This window comes from Microbacterium sp. Cr-K20, from assembly GCF_000708325.1.
Taxonomy (GTDB): Bacteria; Actinomycetota; Actinomycetes; order Actinomycetales; family Microbacteriaceae; genus Microbacterium.
This window is the reverse complement of sequence record NZ_JARE01000028.1, coordinates 75,644-102,411: the sequence shown is the minus strand read 5'-3', so window position 1 is coordinate 102,411 and position 26,768 is coordinate 75,644. Positions and strand designations below refer to the sequence as shown.

22 protein-coding genes are annotated in these 26,768 nt (G+C 69.7%); 8 read left to right on the top strand and 14 right to left on the bottom strand.

What is annotated here, in order from left to right; translation table 11 throughout:
* The first annotated feature begins 5 nt into the window (after positions 1–5).
* A complete protein-coding gene (gndA, locus tag GZ67_RS0105010) occupies positions 6–1,454 on the top strand; it encodes an NADP-dependent phosphogluconate dehydrogenase (RefSeq protein WP_029262577.1) in 1,449 nt (482 codons plus the stop codon).
* A 50-nt stretch (positions 1,455–1,504) separates the two neighbouring features.
* On the opposite strand, the gene GZ67_RS0105005 is transcribed toward gndA, so the two are convergent.
* From GZ67_RS0105005 to GZ67_RS20060, 5 genes are all read right to left on the bottom strand, one after another.
* Positions 1,505–2,755 (bottom strand): FAD-binding oxidoreductase, encoded by a 1,251-nt coding sequence (locus GZ67_RS0105005; RefSeq protein WP_081859883.1) that lies wholly within the window; start codon positions 2,753–2,755, stop codon positions 1,505–1,507.
* A gap of 53 nt (positions 2,756–2,808) precedes the next feature.
* On the bottom strand, positions 2,809–3,534 hold the full coding sequence (locus tag GZ67_RS0105000) for an ABC transporter ATP-binding protein (protein ID WP_081859887.1): 726 nt from the start codon (positions 3,532–3,534) through the stop codon (positions 2,809–2,811).
* A gap of 59 nt (positions 3,535–3,593) precedes the next feature.
* A complete protein-coding gene (locus tag GZ67_RS0104995) occupies positions 3,594–5,057 on the bottom strand; it encodes an ABC transporter permease (protein ID WP_029262580.1) in 1,464 nt (487 codons plus the stop codon).
* Positions 5,058–5,167: 110 nt separating this feature from the next.
* Positions 5,168–5,812: a bifunctional 4-hydroxy-2-oxoglutarate aldolase/2-dehydro-3-deoxy-phosphogluconate aldolase gene (locus GZ67_RS0104990; RefSeq protein ID WP_197021054.1), complete on the bottom strand. Its 645-nt coding sequence runs from the start codon at positions 5,810–5,812 to the stop codon at positions 5,168–5,170.
* Positions 5,809–6,726 (bottom strand): SMP-30/gluconolactonase/LRE family protein, encoded by a 918-nt coding sequence (locus tag GZ67_RS20060; protein ID WP_051662342.1) that lies wholly within the window; start codon positions 6,724–6,726, stop codon positions 5,809–5,811. Before GZ67_RS20060 ends, GZ67_RS0104990 begins: the two co-directional genes overlap by 4 nt.
* A 112-nt stretch (positions 6,727–6,838) precedes the next feature.
* Between GZ67_RS20060 and GZ67_RS0104980 the strand changes: the two genes are divergently transcribed.
* Positions 6,839–7,756 (top strand): dihydrodipicolinate synthase family protein, encoded by a 918-nt coding sequence (locus GZ67_RS0104980; protein ID WP_029262583.1) that lies wholly within the window; start codon positions 6,839–6,841, stop codon positions 7,754–7,756.
* On the top strand, positions 7,753–8,472 hold the full coding sequence (locus tag GZ67_RS0104975; RefSeq protein WP_029262584.1) for an SDR family NAD(P)-dependent oxidoreductase: 720 nt from the start codon (positions 7,753–7,755) through the stop codon (positions 8,470–8,472). Before GZ67_RS0104980 ends, GZ67_RS0104975 begins: the two co-directional genes overlap by 4 nt.
* A gap of 67 nt (positions 8,473–8,539) precedes the next feature.
* On the opposite strand, the gene GZ67_RS19620 is transcribed toward GZ67_RS0104975, so the two are convergent.
* Genes GZ67_RS19620 through GZ67_RS0104960 form a run of 3 tightly spaced genes read right to left on the bottom strand, consistent with a single transcriptional unit; the run spans position 8,540 to position 11,596 of the window.
* The gene (locus GZ67_RS19620) at positions 8,540–9,856 is read right to left on the bottom strand and encodes an extracellular solute-binding protein (protein WP_036303617.1); all 1,317 of its coding nucleotides are present in this window, start codon (positions 9,854–9,856) and stop codon (positions 8,540–8,542) included.
* A gap of 52 nt (positions 9,857–9,908) precedes the next feature.
* Positions 9,909–10,766, bottom strand: coding sequence for a carbohydrate ABC transporter permease (locus GZ67_RS0104965; protein WP_051662341.1), 858 nt, complete (start codon positions 10,764–10,766; stop codon positions 9,909–9,911).
* A complete protein-coding gene (locus tag GZ67_RS0104960; protein ID WP_231481692.1) occupies positions 10,766–11,596 on the bottom strand; it encodes a carbohydrate ABC transporter permease in 831 nt (276 codons plus the stop codon). The genes GZ67_RS0104965 and GZ67_RS0104960 overlap by 1 nt, the downstream gene beginning before the upstream one ends.
* A gap of 335 nt (positions 11,597–11,931) precedes the next feature.
* On the opposite strand from GZ67_RS0104960, the gene GZ67_RS0104955 reads away from it, so the two are divergent.
* Together GZ67_RS0104955 and GZ67_RS0104950 are read left to right on the top strand one after the other, a co-directional pair.
* Complete coding sequence (locus tag GZ67_RS0104955; protein ID WP_029273785.1) at positions 11,932–12,735, top strand: IclR family transcriptional regulator; 804 nt, start codon at positions 11,932–11,934, stop codon at positions 12,733–12,735.
* 83 nt (positions 12,736–12,818) lie between these two features.
* Positions 12,819–13,979: a mandelate racemase/muconate lactonizing enzyme family protein gene (locus GZ67_RS0104950; RefSeq protein ID WP_029262589.1), complete on the top strand. Its 1,161-nt coding sequence runs from the start codon at positions 12,819–12,821 to the stop codon at positions 13,977–13,979.
* Positions 13,980–14,050: 71 nt separating this feature from the next.
* Here the strand turns inward: GZ67_RS0104950 and GZ67_RS19615 are convergent, their stop codons facing one another.
* Entirely contained in the window at positions 14,051–18,061 is a 4,011-nt protein-coding gene (locus GZ67_RS19615; protein ID WP_136025734.1) for a golvesin C-terminal-like domain-containing protein, read from the bottom strand.
* Positions 18,062–18,184: 123 nt separating this feature from the next.
* Here GZ67_RS19615 and GZ67_RS0104940 point away from each other — a divergent pair, with 123 nt between their 5' ends.
* The 3 genes from GZ67_RS0104940 (at position 18,185) to GZ67_RS0104930 (ending at position 21,489) form a co-directional block, all read left to right on the top strand.
* Positions 18,185–19,150: an acetylxylan esterase gene (locus GZ67_RS0104940; protein WP_051662339.1), complete on the top strand. Its 966-nt coding sequence runs from the start codon at positions 18,185–18,187 to the stop codon at positions 19,148–19,150.
* A 75-nt stretch (positions 19,151–19,225) separates the two neighbouring features.
* Positions 19,226–19,954: a response regulator transcription factor gene (locus GZ67_RS0104935; protein ID WP_029262591.1), complete on the top strand. Its 729-nt coding sequence runs from the start codon at positions 19,226–19,228 to the stop codon at positions 19,952–19,954.
* Between the two features lie 26 nt (positions 19,955–19,980).
* The gene (locus tag GZ67_RS0104930) at positions 19,981–21,489 is read left to right on the top strand and encodes a sensor histidine kinase (protein ID WP_029262592.1); all 1,509 of its coding nucleotides are present in this window, start codon (positions 19,981–19,983) and stop codon (positions 21,487–21,489) included.
* A 150-nt stretch (positions 21,490–21,639) separates the two neighbouring features.
* Here GZ67_RS0104930 and GZ67_RS0104925 read toward each other — a convergent pair whose 3' ends face one another.
* The 5 genes from GZ67_RS0104925 to GZ67_RS0104905 all read right to left on the bottom strand — a co-directional run bounded on the left by GZ67_RS0104925 (position 21,640) and on the right by GZ67_RS0104905 (position 26,766).
* Complete coding sequence (locus GZ67_RS0104925; RefSeq protein ID WP_051662338.1) at positions 21,640–22,473, bottom strand: endonuclease domain-containing protein; 834 nt, start codon at positions 22,471–22,473, stop codon at positions 21,640–21,642.
* 205 nt (positions 22,474–22,678) lie between these two features.
* Positions 22,679–24,253, bottom strand: a complete 1,575-nt coding sequence (locus GZ67_RS0104920) for an FAD-dependent oxidoreductase (RefSeq protein WP_029262594.1) — start codon at positions 24,251–24,253, stop codon at positions 22,679–22,681.
* A gap of 15 nt (positions 24,254–24,268) precedes the next feature.
* Positions 24,269–25,150, bottom strand: coding sequence for an FAD:protein FMN transferase (locus GZ67_RS0104915; RefSeq protein WP_029262595.1), 882 nt, complete (start codon positions 25,148–25,150; stop codon positions 24,269–24,271).
* 14 nt (positions 25,151–25,164) lie between these two features.
* Complete coding sequence (locus GZ67_RS0104910) at positions 25,165–25,638, bottom strand: FMN-binding protein (protein WP_029262596.1); 474 nt, start codon at positions 25,636–25,638, stop codon at positions 25,165–25,167.
* A 93-nt stretch (positions 25,639–25,731) separates the two neighbouring features.
* Complete coding sequence (locus GZ67_RS0104905; RefSeq protein ID WP_029262597.1) at positions 25,732–26,766, bottom strand: ribose-phosphate diphosphokinase; 1,035 nt, start codon at positions 26,764–26,766, stop codon at positions 25,732–25,734.
* Positions 26,767–26,768 lie beyond the last annotated feature (2 nt).

The window sequence follows — 26,768 nt, the reverse complement described above, 5'->3', positions numbered from 1 at the left end:
CTTCTGTGCCCGAAGCATCAGCGAACATCGGAGTCGTCGGACTCGCCGTCATGGGATCGAACCTCGCCCGCAACCTCGCCAGCCGCGAGGGGAACACCGTGGCGATCTTCAACCGCAGCTACGAGAAGACCCAGACGCTCCTCGACGAGCACCCCGAGGCCGGATTCGTCCCGGCCCGCACCTACCAGGAGTTCGCCGCCTCGCTGCAGAAGCCGCGCACCGCGATCATCATGGTCAAGGCCGGCGGCCCGACCGACGCCGTGATCGACTCCCTGGTCGAGGTCTTCGAGCCGGGCGACATCATCGTCGACGGCGGCAACGCCTACTTCCCCGACACGATCCGTCGCGAGAAGGCCGTCCGCGAGACGGGCATCAACTTCGTCGGCGCCGGCATCTCCGGCGGCGAGGAGGGCGCCCTGCTCGGCCCGTCGATCATGCCCGGCGGCTCGGACGAGTCCTGGGTCACGCTCGGACCGATCCTGCGCTCGATCGCGGCGGTCGCCGAGGGCGAGCCGTGCGTCACGCACGTCGGCCACGACGGCGCCGGACACTTCGTGAAGATGGTGCACAACGGCATCGAGTACGCCGACATGCAGCTGATCGCCGAAGCGTACGACCTGATCCGCCGCGGCACGGGCAAGACCCCCGCGGAGATCGCAGAGATCTTCGCCGAGTGGAACCGCGGCGAGCTGGAGTCCTACCTGATCGAGATCACCGCCGAGGTGCTCCGCCAGGTGGATGCCGAGACCGGCAAGCCGCTCGTCGACGTGATCCTGGATCAGGCCGGCGCCAAGGGAACCGGCGCGTGGACGGTGCAGACCGCGCTCTCGCTCGGCGTCCCCGTCTCGGGCATCGCCGAGGCGACCTTCGCCCGCTCGCTCTCCTCGCACCCCGAGCAGCGCGCGGTCTCCCGCGACCTGCCGGGCCCGGAGGAGGAGTTCTCGGTCGAGGACACCGACGCGTTCATCGAAGACGTCCGCCTCGCCCTCTACGCCTCGAAGATCGTCGCGTACTCGCAGGGCTTCGACGAGATCCGCGCCGGCGCCGCCGAGTACGGCTGGAACATCGACCTCGGCGCGATCAGCAAGATCTGGCGCGGCGGCTGCATCATCCGCGCCCAGTTCCTCAACCGCATCGCCGACGCCTACGCCGAGACGCCGGACCTGCCGGTCCTGCTCACCGCCCCGTACTTCACCGAGGCGATCACCCGCGCCCAGGCCGCCTGGCGCCGAGTCGTCATCGCGGCAGCCGAGGCCGGTATCCCGGCGCCGGCGTTCTCGTCGTCGCTGTCGTACTACGACGGCATCCGTGCCGACCGCCTCCCCGCCGCGCTCGTGCAGGGGCAGCGCGACTTCTTCGGCGCGCACACCTACAAGCGCATCGACAAGGAAGGCACCTTCCACACGCTGTGGTCGGGCGACCGCACCGAGATCGAGGCGGAAGACACGCACTGACGTCTCCTCACGTAGGGCCGGGCACCGCGAGGTGTCCGGCCCTTCGTGCATCACACGAGGATGTTGTGGTTGCGCCGGAAGATGTTCTGCGGATCCCACGCGGCCTTGGTCGCGCGCAGCCGCGTGAGCGCCTCCGCCGAGAACATCCCCGGAACCGCATCCGGCCGCTCGGTGTCGGCGAAGTTGCCGTACTCCGCCAGGCGACCGGCCCGGATGCCCTCGCCGTCCGCGTCGATCGCCGAACGGGTCTGCTCGTCGAGCATGCCGGGGATGTCGAACGCCCCGGCCATCACGAACCAGTTCGCCGCACGCGCCGGGAACGCCGTCTCCTCCTGCGCGACGTCGTGGAACGCGCCGCCCAGCGACCGGAGGAAGACCACCGAGGCCGGGTACGTGCGCCGGAACGCGACGAGCCGCTCGATCAGCGCGTCATCGAGCTCGGCGTAGAGCCCGTTGCCGCCGAGGAAGCCGGGAGGGGCGGGCGCGTCATCCCCCTCGGGCTGGGGCATCTCCATCAGGACCTCGCGATACGGCGGAGTCGTCACCTGCGTCTGCACGCCGGGGAGCGCGGAGATCGGCTCCCACACGGCGCGCAAGCGGTCGGGCTCCGGTGCCGCCCACACCGCGCTCAGGCGCGCTCCCGCCGGTGCGCTCGGGTCCATCGGCGGCACGTCCATGTACGTGACCGTGAGCTCACGCGGAGCGTCGCGGAGCAGATCGCGCGCGGCACGCAGCACCGCGGTCGCATCACCGTCGATCACACTCTCGGCGAAGGCGATCCCGGCCAGCGGATGCGCGGCGAAGTCGAAGCGCGTGACCACGCCGAAGTTGCCGCCGCCGCCGCGCAGTGCCCAGAAGAGCTCGGGGTTCGTCTCGGAAGATGCGTCGACCACCTCGCCCGAGGCGGTGACGACCTGCGCGCCGATCAGCTGGTCTGCGGCGAGACCCCAGGCCCGCACCATCCATCCGATTCCGCCGCCGAGCGTGAGCCCTCCGACGCCGACCGAGGCGGTGTCGCCGGAGCTCAGCGCGAGACCGTGTGCGGCGAGGGCCGTGGCGACATCGCCCCAGACCGCCCCTCCTCCGATGCGCACGGTCGTTCCCTCGACCTCGATGCCGGACAGGCCACCGAGTTCGAGACGGATCCCGTCGGCGGGTGCGTGCGACCACGGCCCGTGCCCGCCGGCGACGACGGTCACGGGGACGGCCTCGCGGGAGGCGCGTCTCACGACCTCGGCGACTTCGTCGACGGTCGAGGGACGGTGGACGGAAGGATCGGGAGCACCAGCGCTGTCAGCCATGGCGACATGGTAGCCAGAGCCGCCGACATCGTGCCCCCGTCCTCCGCACCGCCCTACTTCGTGATGTCCTGCACGACGCCCTTCGTCAGGCGCAGACGTCGAGTCGCCCGCCGGGCTACCGCCGAATCGTGGGTGACCACGATGATGGTGATGCCTTCCGCGCACAGGGACTGGAGCAGCGTCAGGATCTCGTCCCGCATGCTCTCGTCGAGGTTGCCGGTCGGCTCATCCGCGAGGAGCACCCGGGGGCGCTTCACGATCGCCCGCGCGATCGCCACACGCTGCTGCTGCCCGCCCGACAGTTCAGTGGGCAGGTGGTCGACGCGGTCGTCGAGACCGACATGCGACAGCGCCGCCGCGACCCGCTTCCGCCGTTCCTCCCTGTCGAGGTGCAACGGCTCGAGCGCCATGTCCACGTTCTCCGCGGCGGTGAGCGTGGGGATCAGGTTGAACCCCTGGAAGACGAAGCCGATCTCCTCGGCACGGATGCGAGCGAGCTCCTTCGCCGACGCCGAGGACAGCTCTCGACCGTCGAGCAGGAGCGAACCGGTGGAGGGAGTGTCGAGCGCGCCCAGCAGCTGCAGCAGCGTCGACTTCCCTCCCCCGGTCGGGCCCTGGATCGTGACGAACTCGCCGGGCAGAATCTGCAGATCCACTCCGGTCAGCGCCTTCACGATGCGTCCTTTCTGCGTATAGGTGCGCGTCACTCCTGCCGCGCGGTAGAGCGGTCGGTCCTGCTCCGGACCCCCTGTGGTCTCCACGATGTCTGCCATGGTCATGTGCTTCTCCTTCTCGTATGCCGCTGTGGACGGGCCGCTGTCGCCGATGCCGGACGGGATCATGCGACCGACCGCAGTGCTTCCGCCGGGCTGAGACGCGCGGCGCGCCAACCGCCGAATGCACCCGCCACGAGACCGCCGAGCACCGCGAGACCCACCGCTGCCACCAGCACCCAGGGTGTGAACGGCGCCTGCAGCACGATGTCGGCCGCCTGCGGCGTCGGCACCATCCCACCCGCGCCCCCGGTCGGGCCGGCGCCCATGCCGCCGGCGCCGGGGCCCTGACCGGCACCGCTCGCCGCGACAGTGGGCTTCAGGATGTTGATCACCACGATGCCGGCGACACCGAGGGCGAGCCCGACGGCCCCACCGATCAGGCCCTGCACCATGGACTCGCCCGCCACCTGGCGCACGACCCTGCCGTTCGACCAGCCGATCGCCTTGAGCGTGCCGAACTCCCGGGTGCGACGTCCGACGCCCGACAGGGTGAGGAGCACCGAGAGCAGCACGGCGACGGCGAGCACGATGATCGACAGCCACGTGCCGAGGTTCGTGATCAGGGCGCTCGCGTTCGAGAGTGATCCGGAGACGGTCGATGCGAGCTCGGACTGCGAGGTGACGGTCGCCTCCGGAAGCTCGTCGGCGAGCGCGGATTGCACGGCGTCGATCGACGCGGCCGAGTCCGCCTGCACGTACACGGTGGAGACGACGTCCTCGACTCCCGCGAGGGTCTGCGCGGTGCTCAACGGCAGGTAGACGTTCGCCGCGGTGTCCGCACTGTCCGAGGTCGAGCCGAGGAGCCCGACGACCTCGACGTCGGAGCCGGCCACATCGATGGCGTCGCCGACGGAGATCTCGTTCGTCGCGGCGTATGTGCCGTCGACGAGGGCGACGAGGGCATCGCCGTCGTCCGCGTCGAATCCGCGTCCCTCGCTCACCTCGGCCGAGGCGAGCGGGCCGATCGCCGTCGCGGCGGGATCGATCCCGAGCACGGAGAACGAGTCGACGCCGAACGATCCTCCGCCACCCTGTCCGCCCTCCGGGGGCGCCTGCCCCTCTTCGGGGGCGGCTCCCTGCCCGCCGTCCTGCGGAGCGAACCCGCCGCTGGGCATCTCACCGGAGAAGGTGGAGTTCGTGAGGCTCAACGCACCGGAGGCTGCTGCGACACCCTCCGTGGATGCGACCGTGTCGAGCACCGAGGAGTCGAGCGTGCCGCGCAGGAAGTCCGTCCGCAGCGTCGACTGCGCGAGAGTGGTGGTCTCACCATCGGTCTCCCCCGCGTCCGCGTCGAAGTCGAAGCGGGGCCCTCCGCCCTCGCCGGGCTCGGTGGCCGCCCCCGTCACGGTGAGATCGGTACCGACACCGTAGACGGATTCCAGCGCCTGCGTCTGCGCATCGCGCACGCCGGTCGTCAGGGCGTTGACGACGATCACGAGGGCGATCGCGATCGCCAATCCGACCGCCACGATCAGCGTCTGCTTCTTTCGGCCGGCGAGTTCCCGCCGCAGATATGTTCCGTACATCTCTCTCCTTCCGCCGCGGCCATCGCGGGGGTGAGATCGACGTTAGGAAGCGCGCATTTGCGAGATCGAGGGACGGGTGATGAGGAACCTATGGAACGGGTGACCGGGGGTCAGGCGCCGTGCAGCGCCTCCACGAACGATCGGGCGCGAACGGCGAGAGCCGCGAGATCGCCGCCGGGCGTCGCGGCATCGCCGACGAGGGGTCCGCCGACCCCGATGCCGAACGCCCCCGCGGCCAGGTACTCGCCCACGGTGTCGACACTCACTCCGCCCACGGGGATGATCCGCGCATCGGGGAACGGATCGCGCACCGCGCGGATGAAGCCGGCTCCGAGCGCCGACGCCGGGAACAGCTTGACCGCCGCACTGCCGAGGTCGTGACCGCGCTGGATCTCCGTGGGCGTGTACACCCCGGGGAGCACGCCGATCCCCTGCGCGACCGCGTACTCGACCGAGGCGCTGAGGGTGGGCGTCACCATGAACTGCGCTCCGGCCGCTGCTGCGCGCTCCACATCGGCCTCGCTGAGCACGGTCCCGGCGCCGATCAGCGCCTCGTCCGGAGCGTCCTGCACGACCTGGGCGATCGCTTCCTCGGCGTCCGGCAGGGTGAGGGCGATCTCCAGCGTCACGACGCCCGCATCGATGAGCGTGCGCGCCGCGGCAACCGTCGCATCGACGTCCGTACCCCGGAGGATCGCGACGAGCCGCGCGGTCCGCAGCCGCTCCCGGAGCTGCGCGTTGTCCACGGTGCTCACAGCGCCGCCTCCGCGATCGACCCGGCACCGTGCTGGACGGGCGCCTCACCCGCCCAGGGCCACGCCGGAATCCCGCCGACGTCGACCTGCACGCCGAGCAGCGCGCCGTCGGCCTCTCCGGGTGCTGCGAGTCCGATGCTCGCCGTCGTGATCACGAGCACCGAACCGACGAGGGCGACCGCGGTCGGTCGCTTCGCCGGGAGGGCGATCGTCTCCAGGAGTTCGCCCTCGGGCGAGTATCGACGCACTTCGGCGGCGTCCCACACCGCGACCCAGAGGTTGCCGTCGAAGTCGATGGTCATGCCGTCGGGGTTGCCGCCATCGACGCGGCACACCGTGCGGCGGTTCGACAGCGTGCCGTCGGGGGCCACGTCGAAAGCCTCGATGCTGCGGTGCGGCAGGGTGTCGATGTAGTAGAGGGTGGATCCCGTCGGATCGAAGGCGAGGCCGTTCGACACGGTCACACCGTCGAGGCGCGCGACGGGGATGCCGTCGGCGCCGATGCTCCACAGCGTGCAGTGGGGATCCCGCGGCATCGACTGACTGCCCACCCAGAAGCGGCCGGAGGGGTCGCCGCCGCCGTCGTTCATGTAGTCGCCCGGTGCGGCGACGTCGCCAGTGAGCGCCGTGACGACCGCGTCGTCGCCGACGTGCACCACGCGGCGATCGACACCCACCAGCCATCCGGCACCCGGCTCCGCGAGCGGGATCGGGGCTCCGATCTGCGCACCGATGACGACCGCGGTCTCGGGGATCACCCTGCCGTGCTCGAGTCGACCGCGATGCAGCGACCCGGTGGCCATGTCGATCCAGGCGAGGCCGCCGTCGCGACCGTCCCAGCGCGGCGATTCGGCCTGCACGTAACGGGCGTCGGAGAGGATCTCGACGGTTCGGGAGGGCGGGGTGTGCGACATCCGGATCATCCTTCGCTGGTAGCTCGTAACCGTTATGTGGCAGACTATCTCACAATATGCATAACACTTGCGAGAAATGTGGACACACGATGATGAAGCGGGGAAACAGCTGATGGCTCCGACACTCCACGGCCTGATGCCCATTCTGGCGACTCCGTTCGACGAGACGGGCGCCCTCGACCGCGCGAGCCTGCGCCGACTGGTCGAGTTCCAGCTCGCTTCCGGCGTCGACGGCGTCGCCGTCTTCGGGATGGCGAGCGAGGGCTTCGCCCTCACGACGGAGGAGCGCCGCACGATCCTCGACGATGTCGTCCGGGTCGTCGACGGGCGGATCCCCGTGATCGCCGGCGTCAACGGCACCTCCACCGCGACGTCCATCGAGCAGTCCCTCCTCGCCGAGGAGGGCGGCGCGGATGCCCTCATGGTGCTCCCGCCGTTCATGGTGAAGCCGCCCGCCGGCACGCTCGTGGACTTCTACGGCGACGTGGCCGCTGCGACCTCGCTCTCCGTCATGGTGCAGGATGCGCCCGGCGTCACCGGCGTGGCCATGGCGCCGAACCTGATCGCCGAGATCGCCCGCCTCGACGGCGTCGATTCCGTCAAGGTCGAGGCGCCGCCGACCGCCCCCAAGGTCGGAGCGGTCGTCGCCGCGATCGAGGACCCCGACTTCGCGGTGCTCGGCGGTCAGAACGCCCAGTTCTGCCTGGAGGAGTACGCCAGGGGCGCGGTGGGCACGATGCCGGCCTGCGAGTTCCCCGACCTGCTCGGCCCCGTGCTCGCGCTGTTCACCGAGGGGCGCGTCGAGGAGGCGCGTGCCGAGTTCCGTCGTATGCTCCCTCTCGTGCTCATCGGTCTGCAGGGAGGCATCGCCTGGGCGGTGCACAAGGAGGTGCTCGTCGCACGCGGCGTGATCGACCATGCCACGGTGCGCTACCCCGCATCGCGCCTGGACGCGGGCAGCCGCGCCTCGGTCAAGCTCGTGATCGACGAGCTCGCCCTGCCCCCGATCCCCGCCACGGTGCGCGTGTGACACGCCGCGGTGTGCTGCTGATCGGCGGCAGTTCCGACATCGGACTCGCGATCGCCCGCGCCTTCGTCGACGGCGGAGACGCCGTCGTCGGCGTGGGGCTCGAGGACTCGGCGGACCCGGTCTTCGAGCGCTACCTGGTCGCGGACTGCAGCGCGCCGGAGGCCGCCGACCGCGCCGTCGCCGACGCCGAGCTGGCGCTGGGCCGGCTCGACGTGGTGGTGCTCGCCGCGGGCCGCATGCCGATCGGGCGTGCCGAGGCCACGAGCGACGAAGACTGGCGCGGAGCGCTCGGCGCGACGCTGGACTCGGCGTTCTTCGTGGCGCGGGCGGCACTCCCCCGCCTCACGCGCGGATCGTCGATCGTCGCGGTCACCTCGGTGAACTCATCGCTCGCCGCCCCTGCCCTGCCCGCCTACGCGGCCGCCAAGGCGGGCGTGGACGGCCTCGTGCGGCAGCTGGCGCTCGACTACGGCCCCCAGGGCATCCGGGTCAACGCCGTGCAGCCGGGCAGCATCTCAGCCGCGGACACCGGTGAGAGCGAGGGCTACCCCCTCGGACGCATCGGCCGACCGGAGGAGGTCGCCTCGGTCGTGGCATTCCTCGCTTCCGACGCCGCCTCCTTCGTCACGGGAACGTCCATCGCGGTCGACGGCGGCCTCTCGATCTCGTCCCCCGCAGCCTGGCTGAAGCCGGTCCTGCGGGATCGCTGGCTCTGATCCCGCAGTCCACACGACGAAGAAGGCCGCGTCCCCTTTCGGGACGCGGCCTTCTTCGTGCGGGGGCTCAGGCGTTGGAGTCGAGCAGCCCCTGGACTTCCTTCTTCAGCGCGTTGAGCCCGGCCTGGGCCTCGACCTGACCGGCGAGGATCGTCGCGACCCCGGCACCGATCGCGGCATCGATCTGCGCCGTCACGGCGACACGGTCCCACGCGGCGCCACGAGCGTGCTCGGAGACCTCCGTGCGGAACGCGCCCTGGAACTTGTCGGCCGCGAGCGCCGGGATCTTGTCGGCGACGCTCTTGGCGGCCGGAGCCACGGCGGAGTTCTCGTACAGCGCCGTCGCCGCTTCGACGTTGGTCGCCGCATAGAGGATGAAGTCGCGGCTGGTGAGCTCGCCCTCGCCCGCCGTCGCGAACACGCCGCTGCCCCAGGCCCGGTTGAAGGAGTCCTTGCCCCCGGCCGTCGGACGCGAGATCGCTCCGATGTTGTCGATGATGTTCTGCGCGGCACCGTTCGTCTTGACGAAGGTCGAGGCGAGCGGGGCGTCGTCGTAGAGCGCGGCCCGGCCGCTGGCGAACAGGATGCGGGCATCGCTGCGGGCGACGTTCGTCTGGGTCAGACCCTGGTCCTGCAGGGACTTGTACCAGGTGACGGCCTCGACGCTCTCGGCGTCGCCCAGCGTGCACTTGAGGTCGTCGGTGACGACATCGCTGCCGAAGCCCCACATCCACGGCACGGAGTCCTTGAGGTCGGGGTTCTTGGTGACCGCGGCGTACGGGATCAGCGACTTGTCCTGCTTCTTGATCTTCTCGAGCGCGGTGGCGAACTGCTCCACCGTCATGCCCGACTTGATGCCGACGCTCTTCGCGATCTCGCCGTTGGTGATGATGCCGATGCCGGCGGCCGTGAGCGGCAGCACGAGCAGCTTGCCGTCCATCGTGTACGAGTCGAGCACGCCCTGCGGGATGCCGAGCCCCTTCGCGAGGTCGGTGAGGTCGGCGAGCACATTCATCGGCGTGAGGACCTGCCATCCGCCCGACTGGCCGACGCCCATGAGGTTGCCGGAGCGCCCGGTCAGGGCGAGCTGCGTGGCCGCCTGGTCGTACGGGTAGATGACCGGGGCGACCTTGACGCCCTCCTTCTTGGAGAACCCGTCGAGGATCCCCTGCCACGCGGACTTCAGCGCCTCCTCGCCGAGTGAGTTGCCGTAGAAGTTGATGGTCGCAGCTTCCGTCGCGGCACCGGCCGAGGCCCCTCCGGCACCGGCTCCGGGGGCGGCGGGCGTTGCACACCCGGCGAGCGCGAGGGCACCGAATGCGGCGAGCACGGTGCCGCCTCCGAGGAAGGCTCGGCGGCTCAGCTGTGAGTTCGAGATGGTCATGGAGACTGCTCCTTCGAGGTGATGGGGGTAGAGCTGTTCGGGAGACGCATGGCTACCCCTTGACCGCTCCGGCGGCGAGGCCGGAGACGAAGTAGCGCTGCAGGAGGACGAAGATGATGACGAGCGGGAGCGACGTGATGAGGGACGCCGCCATGAGCGCCGGCCAGTCGGCCGTGCCCTCGCGGATGAACGCCTGGGTCAGACCTGCCGGCAGCGTCTGCTTGTCGGGGCCGGCGAGCGTGAGGGCGAAGAGGAGATCGCTCCAGCCGCGCATGAAGGCGAACATGCCCGCGGTGATGAGACCGGGGACCACGAGCGGGAACACGATGCGGAACATGGTGCCGGTGCGTGAGAGGCCGTCGACCTTGGCCGCCTCGAGGATGTCGTCCGGAAGGGCGTCGATGATGCCCTTCAGCAGGAACACCGCGAGCGGCAGGGTGAACGTCGTGAACGAGATGATCAGCGCCGTGTAGGTGTACAGCAGCCCGGCCGAGCTCAGCATCAGGTACAGCGAGATGAGCAGCAGTGCGCCCGGGATCAGCTGGCCGATGAGGAACATGAACATGATCGCGTTGCGGCCGCGGTAGCGGAACTTCGACAGCGAGTACGCCATCAGACCACCGACGAGCACCGCGAGCAGGGCCGTGCCGGTGGACACGATGATGCTGTTCAGCAGGTTCTTCAGCAGGAGGTCGTTCTGGAAGAAGCCGATGAAGTTGTCGAACGTCGGGTCGACCGGGAAGAACGGCCGATCCAGGGAGAAGACGTCCTCCTTCTTCGTGAACGCCGTCGCCGTGAGCCAGTAGACCGGCAGCAGGCCGAACAGCGCCAGCAGCAGGAGCAGCACGCGCCCCGGGATGGACAGGTGGGGGCGGATGATCGACTCCCCCACATCGCGACTACGGCGCATCACTTCTCCAGCCGTCGGTTGAGGAACAGGTATCCGCTCGTGATGATCGCGAGCAGGACGAGCCAGAGGGCGCCCATGGCGGAGGCCTTGCCGAGTTCGTAGCTGCCGAAGGCGAGGTCGTACAGGCTGACCGCGAGCGTCGTGGTCGAGTTGCCCGGCCCACCGCCGGTCATCACGAAGATGGTGTCGAAGTTGCCGAAGTTGTAGATGAACTCGAGCACCGCGACCAGGGTGACGGGGCCGGCGATGTGCGGCAGCGAGATGTGGCGGAACCGCTGGGCACGCGTCGCACCGTCGATGGTGGCGGCCTCGATCTGCTCGCTCGGCAGGGTCTGGAGCACCGCGAGGGCGACGACCATGATCCACGGGAACGAGTGCCAGGTCTTGGCGATGACCACCGCGGCCATCGCACCGGTCGGGGTGCCGAGCATGCTGACCTCGGGGAGCCCGAAGATCGAGAGCACGTGGTTGACGACGCCGTAGCTGTCGTTGAAGATCCACGCCCAGAGGAAGGAGACGACCACACCGGGCAGCAGCCACGGCAGCATGAGCGCGCCGCGCAGGATGTTGCGTCCGCGCATGCGGGCGTTCAGCAGCAGCGCGAGGGCGACGCCGAGGATGAGCGGGAAGACCGTCGCGAGCGAGGCGAACACCAGGGTGGTGCCGAGGCGGGCGAAGAACTCGTCCCAGACCGCCACGTAGTTGTCGAGGCCGACGAACGTGCGCTCCGGGCGGAGCAGCGACTGGTCGTAGAGGCTGGTCCAGATGCTCGACACGAGGGGGAAGATCGCGATCACGAGGAACAGGAGGACCGCGGGAAGTGCGATCATGAAACCGAAGGTGCGGTCCTTCGCCCCCAACGTGGAGCGCCGCCCTGAGCGAGGCTCGACGGCCTTCTGCTCGCTCTCTGCGGGCCGCTCGAGTATGGCTTGTTGCATTGCAGTCACTTTCCAGTAGAGACGACCCCGGAGGGCCCTGCGCATCGTCGTCACAGTCGTCGACGTCGACGTGCGGCCAGTTAACCACAATGCGGATGCGAAATCCACAAAATGCATAAGACACCCACATTTGTGTTGCTCGAAGCCATTTCGCTGAATAGGATGACTGGCAACGGCGACGAGCCGCGGTCGCGCAGATGCGGCCACATCACCAAGGAGGAGTCACCATGGCGTCGGAATCGGTAGGCGGCACGCAGACCGTCGAACGGGCGATGTCGTTGCTCGCATGCTTCACGGAGGAATCCGGCGAGCTGAGGGTCTCCGAGCTCTGCACGCTGACCGGCCTCGGCCAGTCGACGGTCTCTCGCATGATGTCGGCACTCGACCGCATGAAGTTCGTGGTGCAGGACGCCCGCACGGGCCTGTACCGCCTCGGCCCTGCGGCGGTGTCCCTGGGCACGGTCGCGATCAACGGTTCCCCCATCTTCCGCGCCTCGCGGCAGATCGCGCAGAACCTCGCCCGCCGGATCGAGATCGGCGTGAACGTGGCCGAGCTCAGCGGTTTCACCTTCACCTACCTCTGCAACTTCGAGGGCGCCCTGGCGCCGAAGTCCTTCGCCATGGCGGGTCGGACCGGGCCCCTGCACGCCACCGGCATCGGCAAGGCCCTGCTGTCGGGCATGTCCGACGCACAGGTCGACGAGTACTTCGCGCAGACGCCGCAGCGCTTCACGCCGCACACGATCGTGGACCGCGCGGCGATGCAGACCGCACTCGACGAGACGCGCAGCCGCGGCTACGCGACCGAGATCGAGGAGCTGGCCTTCGGTCGCGCCTGCATCGCCGCGCCGATCCGCAACCGGGCCGGTGAGATCGTCGCCGGCATCTCGGCCAGCGGCCCCCTCTCCGTGCTCGATCTGCACGAACCGCATCAGGAGCTCGCCCTGCAGCTCATCGAAGCCGCCGACGAGATCTCGGTGGCCCTCGGGTACAGCCCGTCGCGCACCGCATCGGCGTTCGCGGCGCTTTGACCCTCGGCCGCACTGCGGCTTCCCCCCTCTGACGACGGCACCTGCCGCCGGCCGTTCGACCACCCCGTCTATTGGAGACCCCAGTGAGAATCACGCGCGTCCAGACCTTCCCCCTCTACCTGTCGAAGGAGGATGCGAACAACTCGTACGCCGGCGACACCGCCGTGGATCACCGCGGGTACGTCATCCGTCCGCCGTGGCGGAGCCTGTACTCCCCCGGTTACGAGACGCTGCTCGTCAAGATCGAGACCGATGAGGGTCTGGTCGGCTGGGGCGAAGCCCTCGCCCCCGTGGCCCCCGTCGTCGCCGCGGCCATCGTCGACAACCTGCTCACCCCGCTCATCCTCGGCGAGGATCCGCGCTCGGTGCGCACGCTGTGGCACCGCATGACCGAGTCGATGCGCGAGCGCGGACACCTCACCGGGCATCAGGCCGACGCCATGGCCGCCGTCGACATCGCGCTCTGGGACCTCTGGGGCCACGCCACCGGCCTCTCGGTGTCCGAGCTCGCCGGCGGACGCTTCCACGAGGTGCTGCCGACCTACGTCTCCGGCATCCGCGGTGTCGATGACGTCGAGCGCGCCGAGAAGACCGCAGAGCTCGTGGAGGGCGGCGTCCGCCGGATCAAGCTGCACCTCGGTGTCGACATCCGCACCGACCTGGCGACCTACGACGCCGTCCGCGGTGTGCACCCCGACCTCGACGTCGCGCTCGATGCGCACTGGACGTACCGGCTCGGCGAGGCACGCGCACTCGGCCGCGAGCTGGACGACCGGCGCGCCTGGTTCTTCGAGGCGCCGCTCGCCCCGGAGGACGTCGAGGGGCACCGCGACCTCGCGACCGCCCTCGCCACCCCGATCGCGATCGGCGAGGCCATGCGCAGCCGCTTCGAGTTCACGGACTGGCTCACCCGCCGCGCGGTCGGTCTGACCCAGCCCGACATCGGCCGCACCGGCATCACCGAAGGCCTCGCGATCGCCGCGGTCTCCGATGCCTTCCACGTGCCGGTGGCGCCGCACCACTCCGCCGCGTTCGGCATCGCGATGGCCGCCGGTGTGCATGTCGCAGCGAGCGCCGCGTCGCTCCTCGCCTTCGAGTACCAGCCGTTCACCCTTCCCGTCGCCAACCGCCTGCTGACGACCCCGCTCGAGGTGCGCGCTGACGGCGGTTTCGTGGTGCCGACCGGCCCCGGGCTCGGCGTGACCGTCGACGAGGACGCGATCCAGGAGTACGTGCGGCACTGACCCGCAGCGACATCCGACGAAGAACGGGTGGGCGGGCCGGATCTCTCCGGCCGCCCACCCGCTCTTCCGCGTCAGTTCCCGATGCGCACGAACTGTGCGGCGCTGACCCGGTGGATGCTGGTGTTGCGGACCTCGAGTCGGACCGTGCCGGTGGCCCCGGCGGCGTAGCGGAACGAGCCGAGCGAACGCCAGGCGGCCGCGCCCTGCGTCTGGTCCACGACGACCTCGGAGCTGCCGTCCTGATGCTCCACGACGTAGGCCGCCGAGGTCGTGGTCGTCGAGTTCGTGGGATACCAGACCGAGACGCGGTAGAGACCGGCCTCCGGCAGCTCCACGTTCCACGTCACCGTGCTGCCCACCGAGTCGGAGTCGCTGTACCGCGTCCTCGTGCCGTTCCATCCGGAGAGTCCACTGGGGTACCAGTTGCCGGACTCCAGGTAGCCCGGCCACGGGGACTGGGTGTGCGCGATGACACCCTCGTCGGCGACGCGCACGAGCACGCCCCGGCGCAGGGTCTGATCGAGTCGCGCTTCGAACCGCGTCGACGAGCCGGGCGCGACGCCCGACCCGGCGGTCACCGTCCAGGTGTGGGTGAGGTCGGATCGCGGCGGCACCGTGATGCTCGTGCTCTGCTGCCCCACACTCCACCCGCTGACGCCGTACAGCGCGAGCGTGCCCTGCAGCGGGGTGACGCCCGTGTTGATGACCAGCGCGGTGAGCTTCGCGACGGCGCCCGGCCCGCTGACGATCTCGACATCGGAGGTGAGTGACACCAGCCGTCGACGGTCGATCACCTCGATCGCAGCCGCGCGCAGCTGCACCGGATCCTCCCCCGCGACCGTCACGTTCGCGGTGACATCGACCTCGCCGAGCTCCGCGTTCGTCGCGATGATCGCCGCCGATTCCACCCGCGCGGAGCCCTCCGCGGGGACCGTGATCGCCGGTACGGTGCCGTCGAGCTGCCACCCCGCCGGCAGGGCCACCGTGATGTCGCCGGTGATCGGGTCACCGGTCGCGTTCCGCACCTCGAAGGTCAACGGCACGCGGTCCCCGGCCGTACCCGTCGCCTGCGCGATCACGTCGCCCACGATTCCGGAGTTGGCTCCGGTGATCCGGGCGGGCAGCCGCAGGGTCACCTCTTCGGTCGTCGTCCCGCCCGTGGTGATCGTGTACCTGAATTTGTCGGTGAGGTCGTCTACCGGGATCGTCCACTCGTAGGGATACGCCTTCGCGGGAGCCTGCTTCGCCGGCTTCCCGCCGATGCGATACGACAGCGTCGCCTGCTGCTCGGTGTCGATCTGCACGTAGGCGTCATAGCCCTGTCCGTCGGGCCGCACCAGGAGCATCCCGCGGGCGATGCCGTAGTCGGTGGCGGGGTCGGTGTCGACCTCGTGGAAGCTGTCGCGGCCATGATCGGCCACGTCGTCGAACGGCAGCCCGGGGCGCTGCACGTCCACGTTCCGGATGACGAGGGCGACGAGCCCGCGCGCCGGCACACTGACGGTGACCCGGCCACTGACCGCCGCGCCGGTGGACCGGGCGCCGTTGGCGGTGACCAGCTCGACGGCACCGGAGAACCCCCGGGGAATGCCGGTCAGCTCGGTGGCGAGGTCGACGATCACCTGCTGCGCCGCACCGGCGGAGTTGGTGAGACTGACGTAGAGAGCATCGTTGCCGACGCCGCCGATCCAGTTGACGAGCGGATTGGAGACCGAGATCAGCCCCGCAGGGAGATAGGGCCAGACGCCGTCCTCGCCGAAGAACGTCCCGGGCGCGTGGCCGTAGGCGAAGAACTTAAAGTAGGCGAAGTCGGCCTCGAACACGTGCGGGAACTCGATCGCCCCGCCGCTGCGGTAGAAGCTCTCACTGAGCAGGTAGTCCATCGCGAGGCCGAGCTGCGCGGGGGCGTGATGGAAGTAGTACCCGGTGATGCCCACCGGACCGCTCGTCGCGAAGTCGGGCTTCATGTGCGCGACCTGGAACTGTCGGCCGTAGTAGCCGGGATAGGTCGTGAACCGGCCGATCACCATGTTGTGGGCGATGTCGCCCAGCAGCTCGTCGCCGGTGTGATGCGCCAGTCGCAGCAGGGCACCCGCCCAGCACGGGTTGAACACATACCCCCCGCCCGGGTTGGTCAGTGTGCTGACGCCGAGCTTGAACGACGACAGCGCCTCGAACGTGAGACCCGAGGGAGACACGTACCAGGCCGGGACGGTCTCGGTCGGCACGTTCGTGGTCGGATACGACGGCAGCGACGAACGCGACTCCCAGTCGTACTGCTGCTTGATCACGTGCCCTGCCGGTACCGTGACCGTGCCACCCGGAACCGGGCGGACCGCCGTCTGCGTGATGAAGCGCTGGACCTCCCGATACGCACCGTCGAGGAACTCGGCCTCACCCGTCGCCTCGAACATCTCGAGCAGGTCGACCCAGTACTTCGAGAAGCTGTACGCGAACCCGCCGGGCGGCTGACCGTTGCTGCGGTACGGCTCCAGGATCTGCTCCTGCGAGTAGCGGCGGGCGATGAGCGTCGCCTCCGCCAGGTAAGCCGGATCCCCGGTGACCCGGTACGTCGCGAGGGCGTTCGAGAACGGCGCCCTGCTCTGCCCGACGACGCCGGCCTTGGTCGCCTTCACCGCGAGCCGCTGGATGCCGGCGTTGCGGCCGTGCGTGAGCTGGTAGAGCGACGCCAGGTTCACGGCATCCGTGGGGATCCTGCCGATGCGGTACTGGCTCGTGTCGTTGTAGACCGGGCTCCCGATCATCGGTGTGTGCCCGATGCCCTTCCGGGAGAGCTGGTACTCGACGAGCGGCCGCGCACGGCGGTCGTACAGAGTGCCGTCTGCAGTGCCGGTGAGATAGTGCGCCGAGAGGACGACGCCGCTGGCCGCCGCGCGCACGGCATCCTCGTTCTCCACGTCGACGAACCCCTTGGCGCGGTTCCACCACCCGGAGTACGAGGGGATGTAGTCGGTCGAGTCGTCTCCGTCGGGTTCCACCGCGATCAGCGCCGCCATCGCGTGCACGGCGTCGGTGAGCGAGCGGTCGTAGACGTTGCTGCGGTAGGCGGTCAGCCCGTACTCGTTGCGGCACAGCTGCGCGTACGTGCCGTACAGCGTGTCCGGGCGTGCCGCGAGGCCGAACGCGAATCCGCGCTGCTCGCCGACGGCCATGGCCGTGCGCAGGCCCGGCTGCGGCGCATACATGCTGGGCACGATGTCGAGGCTGTCGTTGCGCAGACTCATCCCGTAGGGCTGCCGGTCGGCCATCAGCTGGCGCTCGTGCACGAACTCGGCCACTTCCGCGGGCAGGTACACGCCCGAGGTGACGGCCACATCGCCCACGGCGTACTGGGTCAGCGCCATCGGCGCGAAGAGCTCCCATGCGCCCAGGGGCGCGGATCCGTCGAGCACCGAGAGCGCGTGCTGATACGACCCGCACAGCACCTCGTCGAGGTCGTCGAGCGATTTCGCGTCCTGGCTCTGGTAGCCGACGATGTAGTCACCGGCGGTCTTGGCGGTCAGCACGTAGTGCGCCTCAGGGTGGGCGCCCTCCAGCCGCCAGCGGACGACCAGGTCGACGTCGTCGGTGCTCGTGGTCAGCTCGATGGCCTGCGAGCCGAGCACCTGGTACGACGTGAAGCCGAGCCAGCTCGGTGCGAGCGGCCCGTACAGCTCGGGAGCACTCCCCGACGGCAGTGTCCCCTCCAGCACGAGCCACTGCTCGTCGAAGCGGTGCGCCGGGTCGGTGACCTGCAGCCACCCGCCGTTGTGCGCGACCTCGAGGTCGCGCACGATCGTGGCCCCGCCGTCCCACGTGGCCTGGGAGAACGTCATCCGGTGGTTCTGTCCGACCAGCTGCGCGACCTGCGTGAACGCGAGATTCGGTTTGTCGAGGCGCCGGAGGGCGTCGGCGTACGCGCCGCCCGTCGTCGTGAGCTCCGTCGCCGCTGCGGGAGCGGCTCCGTACGACGACCCGAGCACCGGGGGAAGCACTCCCGCGATCACGAGCGCTCGCAGGACGGAGCGTCGGCTCCACAGCAGAGGATTGTCTTCGGCTCCATCGCCAGGCATTGAATCCATGATGCACATACTGCAATCCGTATGCGATCATGTCAATGCGTCGGCCTCGCGGGCCATGACGCCGCCTCGTCGTGCCACGCCGGTAACGTCGAGCAGGCAGAACCACCCGAAAGGACACGTGCGGTGCCCCAGGATCCTCCCGTCGAGTTGACCGAGTACTCACTCAGCGCGCTGCTGACCCCGCCCGCGTCGCCCGTCGAGCCGGACGACTTCGACGACTTCTGGCGCGCGACCTTCGAGGAGTTCGGCACGGGTCCCGTCTCGTGGGAGCTCACCCGAGATCTCGCACCGACCGCGACGCACCGCGTCTCGGAGATCCGCTTCCACTCCTCGGCCGGTGAGGCCGCTGCGGCCTACGTGGTACTGCCGCACACGCTCGGGAGTGCACCTCGCGGGCTCGTCGTCGGACACGGCTACGGGGGCCGCGCAGCACCCGACCTCGACCGGGTGCCCGACGACACGGCCGCGATCTTCCCGGTCGCACCCGGGACGCACGCCGGCACCGCGAGCCGCTTCCCCGCCCTCCCTGACGAGCACGTCCTGGCCGGGATCGCCCACCGCGACACGTACTCGCACCGCTTCAGCGCAGCGGACATCTGGCGCGCCGCCACCGTCCTGCTCGAGATGGTGCCCGCGGCGGCCGGGGCCCTCGACTTCAGCGGCGGCAGCTTCGGCGGCGGCATCGGCGCGATGGCCCTCCCCTGGGACGCCCGCTTCCGCCGCGGCGTGCTGGACGTGCCGAGCTTCGGTGACCACGACGTGCGGCTCACACGTCGGTGCACGGGGAGCGGGGAGGCCGTGCGTCAGCATCTGCTCCAGCACCCCGAGGACCGCCCGGTGCTCGACTACTTCGACGCGGCGATCGCGGCACGGCGGCTGCGGATTCCCGTGCACGTGACCGCGGCGGTGCTCGATCCGGCCGTCGACCCCCGCGGCCAGTTCGCCGTCTATCACGCGCTGACCGGGCCGCGTCGCCTGAGCGTCCGCGCCGCAGGGCACCTTCCCGGCGAGATCGGCGAGCTGTCGGACCGGCTCGCTCTGCAGGCCGGCATCGACTTCCTCGCCCTCCCCGACGAGCGGCTGGCATGACCACGCGCCACGCCTCCCAGACAACACATAGCGATCTCCATAGAAATCACATAGGAGATTCCGCAGAATAGGGGTATGACCAGCGACCTGCCCGAACTGCGCCGCCCCGACGGCACCCCCCTGCGCATCCTCGCCGTCGACGACGAGCAGATGCTGACCGACCTGCTCGCGATGGCCCTGCGCATGGAGGGCTGGGAGGTGCGCACGGCCTCGTCCGGCATGGAAGCGCTCCAGGTCGCGCGGGAGTTCGAACCCGACGCGCTCGTGCTCGACATCATGATGCCCGACCTCGACGGCATGTCCGTGTTGAAGCGGCTACGCGAGTCGGGGAACCTCGTCCCGGTGCTGTTCCTCACCGCCAAGGATGCCGTGGGCGACCGCGTCGCCGGCCTCACCGCCGGCGGTGACGACTACGTCACCAAACCGTTCAGCCTGGAGGAGGTCATCGCACGACTGCGCGCGATCATCCGCCGCACCGGCCACGCGACCACCGACGACGGGCAGTCGATCCTGCGCGTCGCCGACCTCACGCTCAACGAGGACAGCCACGAGGTCGTGCGCGACGGCACCGAGATCGAGCTCACCGCGACCGAGTTCGAGCTGCTCCGCTACCTCATGCGCAACGAGCGACGGGTGCTGTCGAAGGCCCAGATCCTCGACCGGGTCTGGAGCTACGACTTCGGCGGCAAGTCCTCGGTCGTCGAGCTGTACATCTCGTACCTGCGCAAGAAGATCGACGCTGGCCGCACGCCGCTGCTGCACACCGTCCGCGGCGTCGGCTACATGATCAAGGCTCCGCAGTGAGCTCAGCGACGATGATGAGACGGCCGATGAGCCTGCAGACACGGCTGATGACCGCCGTGATCGGGTTCGTGTCGCTGATCCTCATCATCGTCGCCGTCATCACCAGCGCCACGCTGGGCAAGACCATGGAGGACCAGCTCGACCAGAAGCTGAACAACAGCGCGCACGCGCTGGTGGGCGTCACCGAGGCCTTCGCCCCGTCGGCGGCGACCGCACAGAACGTCCTCCTGGCCGGTCGCTACTCTCCGCCGGCCGGGCTGCTGTTCGTCGTCTCGAGCCCGGTGACCGGCTTCAGCGGGTCCCTCGTGAAGAGCACCGCCGCCGACGAGCTCACCGGAACCCTGCAGCCGTTGACCGGCGAGCAGCTGAGCGAAATCGCGGCGGCGTTGAAGGGTACGTCCGTCGCCACGGTCTCCCTCACCGACCTCGGCTCGTATCGGGTCATGGCACTGCCCTCGAACAACGGCGTCCTCGCGGTGACCGGGCTCCCCCGCGACGAGATCCAGAGCCAGCTCACGCAGCTGCTCACCGTGATCGCCCTCGCCACCATCGGCGGTCTGATCCTGCTGGCGCTGACCACCGCGATCACCATCCGGGTGAGCCTGCGCCCGCTCCGCGCCGTCGCGGTCACCGCGACCAGGGTCGCGAACCAGCAGCTCGATCGCGGTGAGGTCACGATCACCGAGCGGGTACCGGCATCCGAAGCCGATCCGCGCACCGAGACCGGCCTGGTCGGAGCCTCACTGAACAAACTCCTCGACCACGTCAACACCTCGCTGGCCTCGCGGCAGAAGAACGAGGAGCGGATGCGCCGCTTCGTCGCCGACGCGAGTCACGAGCTGCGCACCCCGCTCGCCTCCATCCGGGGGTACTCGGAGCTGTCGCTGCGCGCGCTGCATCAGCGTCCGGCCGCGGAGCAGGGTCCGGAGGTCATCGAGGGCACGACCTCCTCGCTCGAGCGCATCCAGGCGCAGTCCCTGCGGATGACCCGTCTCGTCGAGGACCTGCTGCTGCTCGCACGGCTCGACGAGGGGCAGGAGCTGGTCTACGGCACCGTCGACCTCACCCAGCTGGCGCTCGAAGGACTCTCGGATGCTCGACCGACGGCGACCGACCACCACTGGAGCATCGAAGTGCCGGACGAGCCCGTCACCGTCGTCGGCGATGCCGGACGGATGCACCAGGTCGTCGCGAACCTCCTCGCGAACGCCCGGACGCACACGCCGGCCGGCACCAGGATCACCCTGAGCGTCGCACGAGAGGGCGCGGACGCCGTGCTGCGCGTGCACGACGACGGCCCCGGCATCGACCCCGCCATCCGCGAGGAGCTCTTCGCACGCTTCGCCCGCGGCGACAGCTCCCGGGCTCGCCAGACCGGGGGAACCGGACTGGGCCTCGCGATCGTCAAGGCCATCGTCGAGGGCCACCACGGAACGATCTCCGTGGCCAGCGAGCCCGGCGACACGACCTTCACCGTGCGCATCCCGGTCAACCCTGCGGCCGCGACCGCCGAAGACGACGCGTTCGAGGCCTGACGGCCGGCATCTCTGCGGAGATCCTGCCCGCCGCGCTCCTGGTCGGCGTACACATGTCGGGAGGATGCACGACCGTCGGGGCATCTCACGGCGATTCGTCCGACATGCGTACATTCTCCCGACAGACGCACACGCCTGACCTCGAAGACCTCAGTGACGGGCACGCAGACGTACGATGGCGGCGAGTACGGCCGTCTCGACTGAGGGCCAGGCGTGGACGATCTGGGCGTAATCGAACCTCAGCGTCTCGTATCCGAGAGCCGACGCCGCGGCATCCCTCACGAGATCACGGTGGCGATGCGCGGGGCCGTCATGGTTGCCCTTCCCATCGGCCTCGAGGATCAGACTTCCGTCGAGCACGAAATCCACTCTCCCGACGGACGGGATGGTCACCTGGCAGTCCAGGCTGATGCCGTGCAGGTGCAAGCGCAGCCGGAGCAGTGACTCGAGGCCGCTGTCGGCATCCGATCGCGCCAGGTCGATCAACCAGTGCGCGCGGGCCGGTAGGCGGCGGCGGATGCGGCGCAGTGCCGCACCGGTGATCTTCTGTTGCACCAGTGCGGACTCGACAGCAGCGAAGAACGCCTCGTCTCCGCCGCATCGGTAGACGTGGATGAGTACTTCCTCCAATGGGGCAAGCCCCACCCCGGCGTGCCCCGCGTCAAAGTGCGCGACGCACTCGCACGTCTCGTGATGGGTGCGGCCCTTCGCCCCCAGCCAGACGTGAACGGGGCCGCCGGGGTCGAGTGCCCAGACGCCATACAGGCGCAACGCGTGCGCGCAGGTGAGGGCCCCGCCGTGCGCGGCAGCCTCAACGACGGTCGTGTCTGCGTTCGGCCCGGCGAACACTCCTGTCCTCACACGGATCAGGGCGCCGGCATGAACCGCATCCGCGCGCATCCGACGGTCGATTCCGTACTTCTGGAGCAGTGTGCCCCGCACGACGCCGCCATGCAGGTCTGTCACGGATAGAGCGCTGAGCATCCACCGATCCTGATGCCCCGAGACGGCTGATAGAGATCGATTCCGCCCGTTGTGGGCCGATCCGAAGCGGATGCGGGATGTGCAGAAGTGGATGCGCCGTGCACTCGTCGGCAGGATGCACGGATGTCGGGACGCCTCGCGGCGAGTCGTCCGACATCCGTCCGTTCTCCCGACGGGTGTACCGGCCGGCCGGCCGTGAGCCGGATCAGTAGCCGGCGAAGGCGTCGGTCGTGAGGGCGCGGGCCTTCTGCAGTGCGGGGGCGAGATCGGCGATCAGGCGCGGGGGTCCGGAGATGAACGCGTGGCGGGTGCCGAGGTCGGGGACGGTGCGCTCCAGCGTCTCGGCGTCCAGTCGTGCTCCCTGCGCCCAGGTCCAGTGCGCGGGCAGGTCGAGCGGCTCGTCTCGGGTGAACACGACCGTGCGCACGCCCGTCGCGGCGAGCTCATCGCGGAAGGCGAGCTCGGAAGCCTCGGACGCCACGTACACGAGCACCACGTCGCGTTGCTGGCCCACGGCCTGGAGCTGACGTAGCTGGGACACGAACGGCGTGACGCCGATGCCCGCGGCGACCATCAGCACCGGGTGATCGCTGCGCGGCAGGATGAAGTCGCCCCAGGTGCCCGTGACCGCGAACGTCGCGCCCGGCTCGGCCGCGGCGAGAGCCCGCTTGTAGCTCGACGGATGCTTCTGGTCGCCGTTCTTGTAGGCGATGCGCAGCGTCGGCAGATCTGCCGGCGCCGACACGATGCTGAACTCGCGACGGGTGCCGCGCGCGTCGGGGCGGTGATGCGGGACGTCGAGCTCGAGGTACTGCCCCGGCAGGAACCGGACCCGCCCCTTGGCCCGGAACGTCAGCTCCTGCGCGGTCGGGGTGATGAACTCGCGACGCTCGAGCACGAGTCGCACCGACCCCCGCAGCGCGAACGCGAAGGCCACCAGGTTTCCGATCAGGAGCGCCCGCTCCTGGCCGAGCGTGAACAGGCCGGCGACCGAGATCGGCCATCCGGCGAGCAGACCCACCATGACGGCCACCACGAGCTGCTGGCGGCGACGCGGGGGCAGGGTCAGCGGCTCGGAGAGCATGAACGCCCCGAGGAACAGGAACGGCGACTGCAGCACCGCGAACTGCAACGCGGTGAGCACGTCGAAGCCGATGTCGAACTGCACGGCCTGCACGGCCTGACGCACGACCGAGGTGGCGACGGCGACCAGCACGAACACCAGCACCACCCGCACCTTCTCGGTGCGCCACAGCACCGCGAGACCCAGGATGAGCACGGGGATCGTCAGTACCGGCGTCCCGACCCACCATGACGACGAGGTGCCCAGCCACTCGAACGCCCCGAAGGCGCCGAGAATCGAGACGACGGCCGCACCGAAGGCCGCCGGGTTGAAGATGTGTCGACCGCGCCATGCGATCAGGTACTTCGACACGCTCGCCACGGCTCCGGCGAGGGCGAGCCCGAGAAGGGCGCCGAGCTCGACGCCGGGGCGGAGCACGAACAGCAGGATGAGCGCCGTGACGAGGGAGGATTCGATGCGCCACGGGAGCCGCAGGATGCGCTGGGCGACAGCGTCGACGACCGAGATCACGCTCGCGAGCACCAGGAACGACGCCAGCATCTCGAGCGGCGTGGGCGAGACGATCACGCCGAGCAGCGAGAGCACGAACGCGATCACCGCCAGGGCGATCAGCGCGAACAGCACGAGGCGATACATCGACAGCGAGCCCAGCACTGCGAGGACCCGCTGGCGTGCGGCGGCGAATGAGGTGATCACGTTCTCCACTCTTCCCTAGTTCGGCGCCGCGGGGCGCGTGTCCGCCCCCACGATGAACAGTTCCGCGGGGCATCCCGGCGAGTGCTGCACCCGGCCGTCGGTGCTCATCCGCACCCATTCCACGCCCCAGGCGCCGGCGAGCTCCGGTCCGCCGTCGAAGAACAGCGCGGTCGAGACAGCATCCGCCGTCATCGCGTCGGGAGCCAGTGCCCAGGTCGCCGCCCAGGTGCGCACCGGAAGCCCCGTGCGGGCGTCGAGCACGTGGTGCAGTCCGTTCCCCCATGCGCGACGGTTGACGGCGGAGGCGCACAGCGCCCGGTCGCGCACCTCGACGACACCGATCGCCTTCGTCGCGTCGTACGGATGCTCCAGCCCGATGCGCACACCGGCACCCCGCACCCGGATGTCGCCGCCGGCATCGACCACCACATCGCCGGGCACGTCCCCGAGCAGGTCCATCACGAGGTCGACCAGTCGCCCCTTGCCCAGGGCGCCGACGTCGAGGAGCACGGGTGCGGATGCCGCGACCCCGGCCGTCGTCCAGGACACCTGCGCCTGCCAGGCGTCCGGAGCGCGCACCGCGTCTCCGCCGACGAGCGAATAGCCCGCGTCGTAGCCCAGAGCTTCGAGACTCGCCGCCACGAGCGGGTTGACCGCGCCACCCGTCGCCACCGAGAGCTCGCGGTAGGCGTCGAGCATCGGAGCGGCGTCCGGTGAGGCGAACGAGCCGCCCTCCCGTCCGAGCCGCGTCACCGCGGAGTCGTCACGGAATCGGGACCACTCGCGGTCGAAGCGCTCGATCTCGGCGTCGACCGCCGCACGCGCCGGGTCCGCGAGCGGATCCGTGGTCTCGATCTCCCAGCGCGTTCCGATCGCCTCGAAGCGCCAGCTCGCCATGCGGCCTCAGGCGCCTAGGAGGCCGCCTGCTCCTTGATCGACTCGACCGCGTCGTTGAAGCCGCCGCTGGTGAGCGACGAGCCGGCGACCCGGCTGACGTTCAGCTCGTCGATCGACTTGCCCTCGACCTCGTCCGCGATGCCGTCGATGAACTGGCCCTGGTACTGCTCGGTCTCAGGTGCCTGCGGGTCGCCCGTGACCTCGACGTCGGTCACGACGCCGTCGGCGAGGGTCAGCGTGACGGAGATCTGCTCGACCGTCTCGGGTGTCTGGTACGAACCGTCGGCCGTGTAGGTGCCGTCTGCGTAGGTGGCGGTCGCGTCGCCGCCCGAGGACTCCGAGGAGCCGGCGTCGGGCGTGCTGCCGGTGTCGTTCGGGGTGTCACCCGCGTCGGCGGTGCCGGAGCATCCGGCGAGGACGAACAGGCCCGCGATCCCGAGGATGGCGGAACCCTTGCGGACAGAGGTCGGTACGGTCGTGCGGATCATGCGGGTCCTCCCGGCGCGGTGTCGTTCGACGGGTTCGTCGACCCTTCGACCGTAAGCACCGTGTCTATGCGCGGGCTGTGCCGTGACGATGCGTTACGCGTCGCCACCGAACATGCTCGTCACGGAGCCGTCTTCGAAGACCTCGTGGATGGCGCGGGCGAGCAGCGGCGCGATCGGGAGGATCGTGAGGTTGTCCCAGCGACGCGACTCGGTGAGCGGGATCGTGTCGGTGATGACGACCTCGTCGATCGACGAGTCCTGCAGACGATCGGATGCCGGGTCGCTGAAGATCGCATGGGTCGCCGCGACGATCACACGGTGCGCCCCGGCCGCCTTGAGCGCCTGGGCCGCCTTGACGATCGTGCCACCGGTGTCGATCATGTCGTCGACGAGGAGGCAGGTGCGCCCCTCGACGGTTCCGACGATCTCGTGCACCGAGACCTGGTTGGCCACCTTCGGGTCACGACGCTTGTGGATGATGGCGAGCGGGGCACCGAGGCTGTCCGACCAGGTGTCGGCGACGCGCACACGACCCATGTCGGGCGAGACGACGGTGAGGATCTCGCGGTCCGCCGGCGAGAGCGTGCGCTGGAAGTAGTCCAGCAGCACGGGCTTGGCGAACAGGTGGTCGACGGGTCCGTCGAAGAAGCCCTGGATCTGCGCCGCATGCAGGTCGACGCTCATGACGCGATCGGCACCGGCGGTCTTCAGCAGGTCGGCGACGAGGCGGGCGCTGATCGGCTCGCGGCCGCGGCCCTTCTTGTCCTGACGCGAATACGGGTAGTAAGGCGCCACGACGGTGATGCGCTTGGCCGACGCGCGCTTGGCGGCGTCGATCATGATGAGCGTCTCCATGAGCCACTCGTTGACCGGCTCGCCGAACGTCTGGATCAGGAAGAGATCGACGCCGCGGATCGAGACCTCGAAGCGGGCGTAGATCTCACCGGAGGCGAACGTGCGGTGCTCGACAGGGGCGATCTCCGTGCCGAGCGCCTCGGCGACGGCCGCCGTGAGCGCCGGGTGCGAACGCCCGCCTGCGACGACGAGTCGCTTCTTGGTCTTCGCGATGATGCCGGGAGCCACGCCGTTGTCGCGATCCAGATCGACCGTCTTCTTCTTGCGCGCCATGC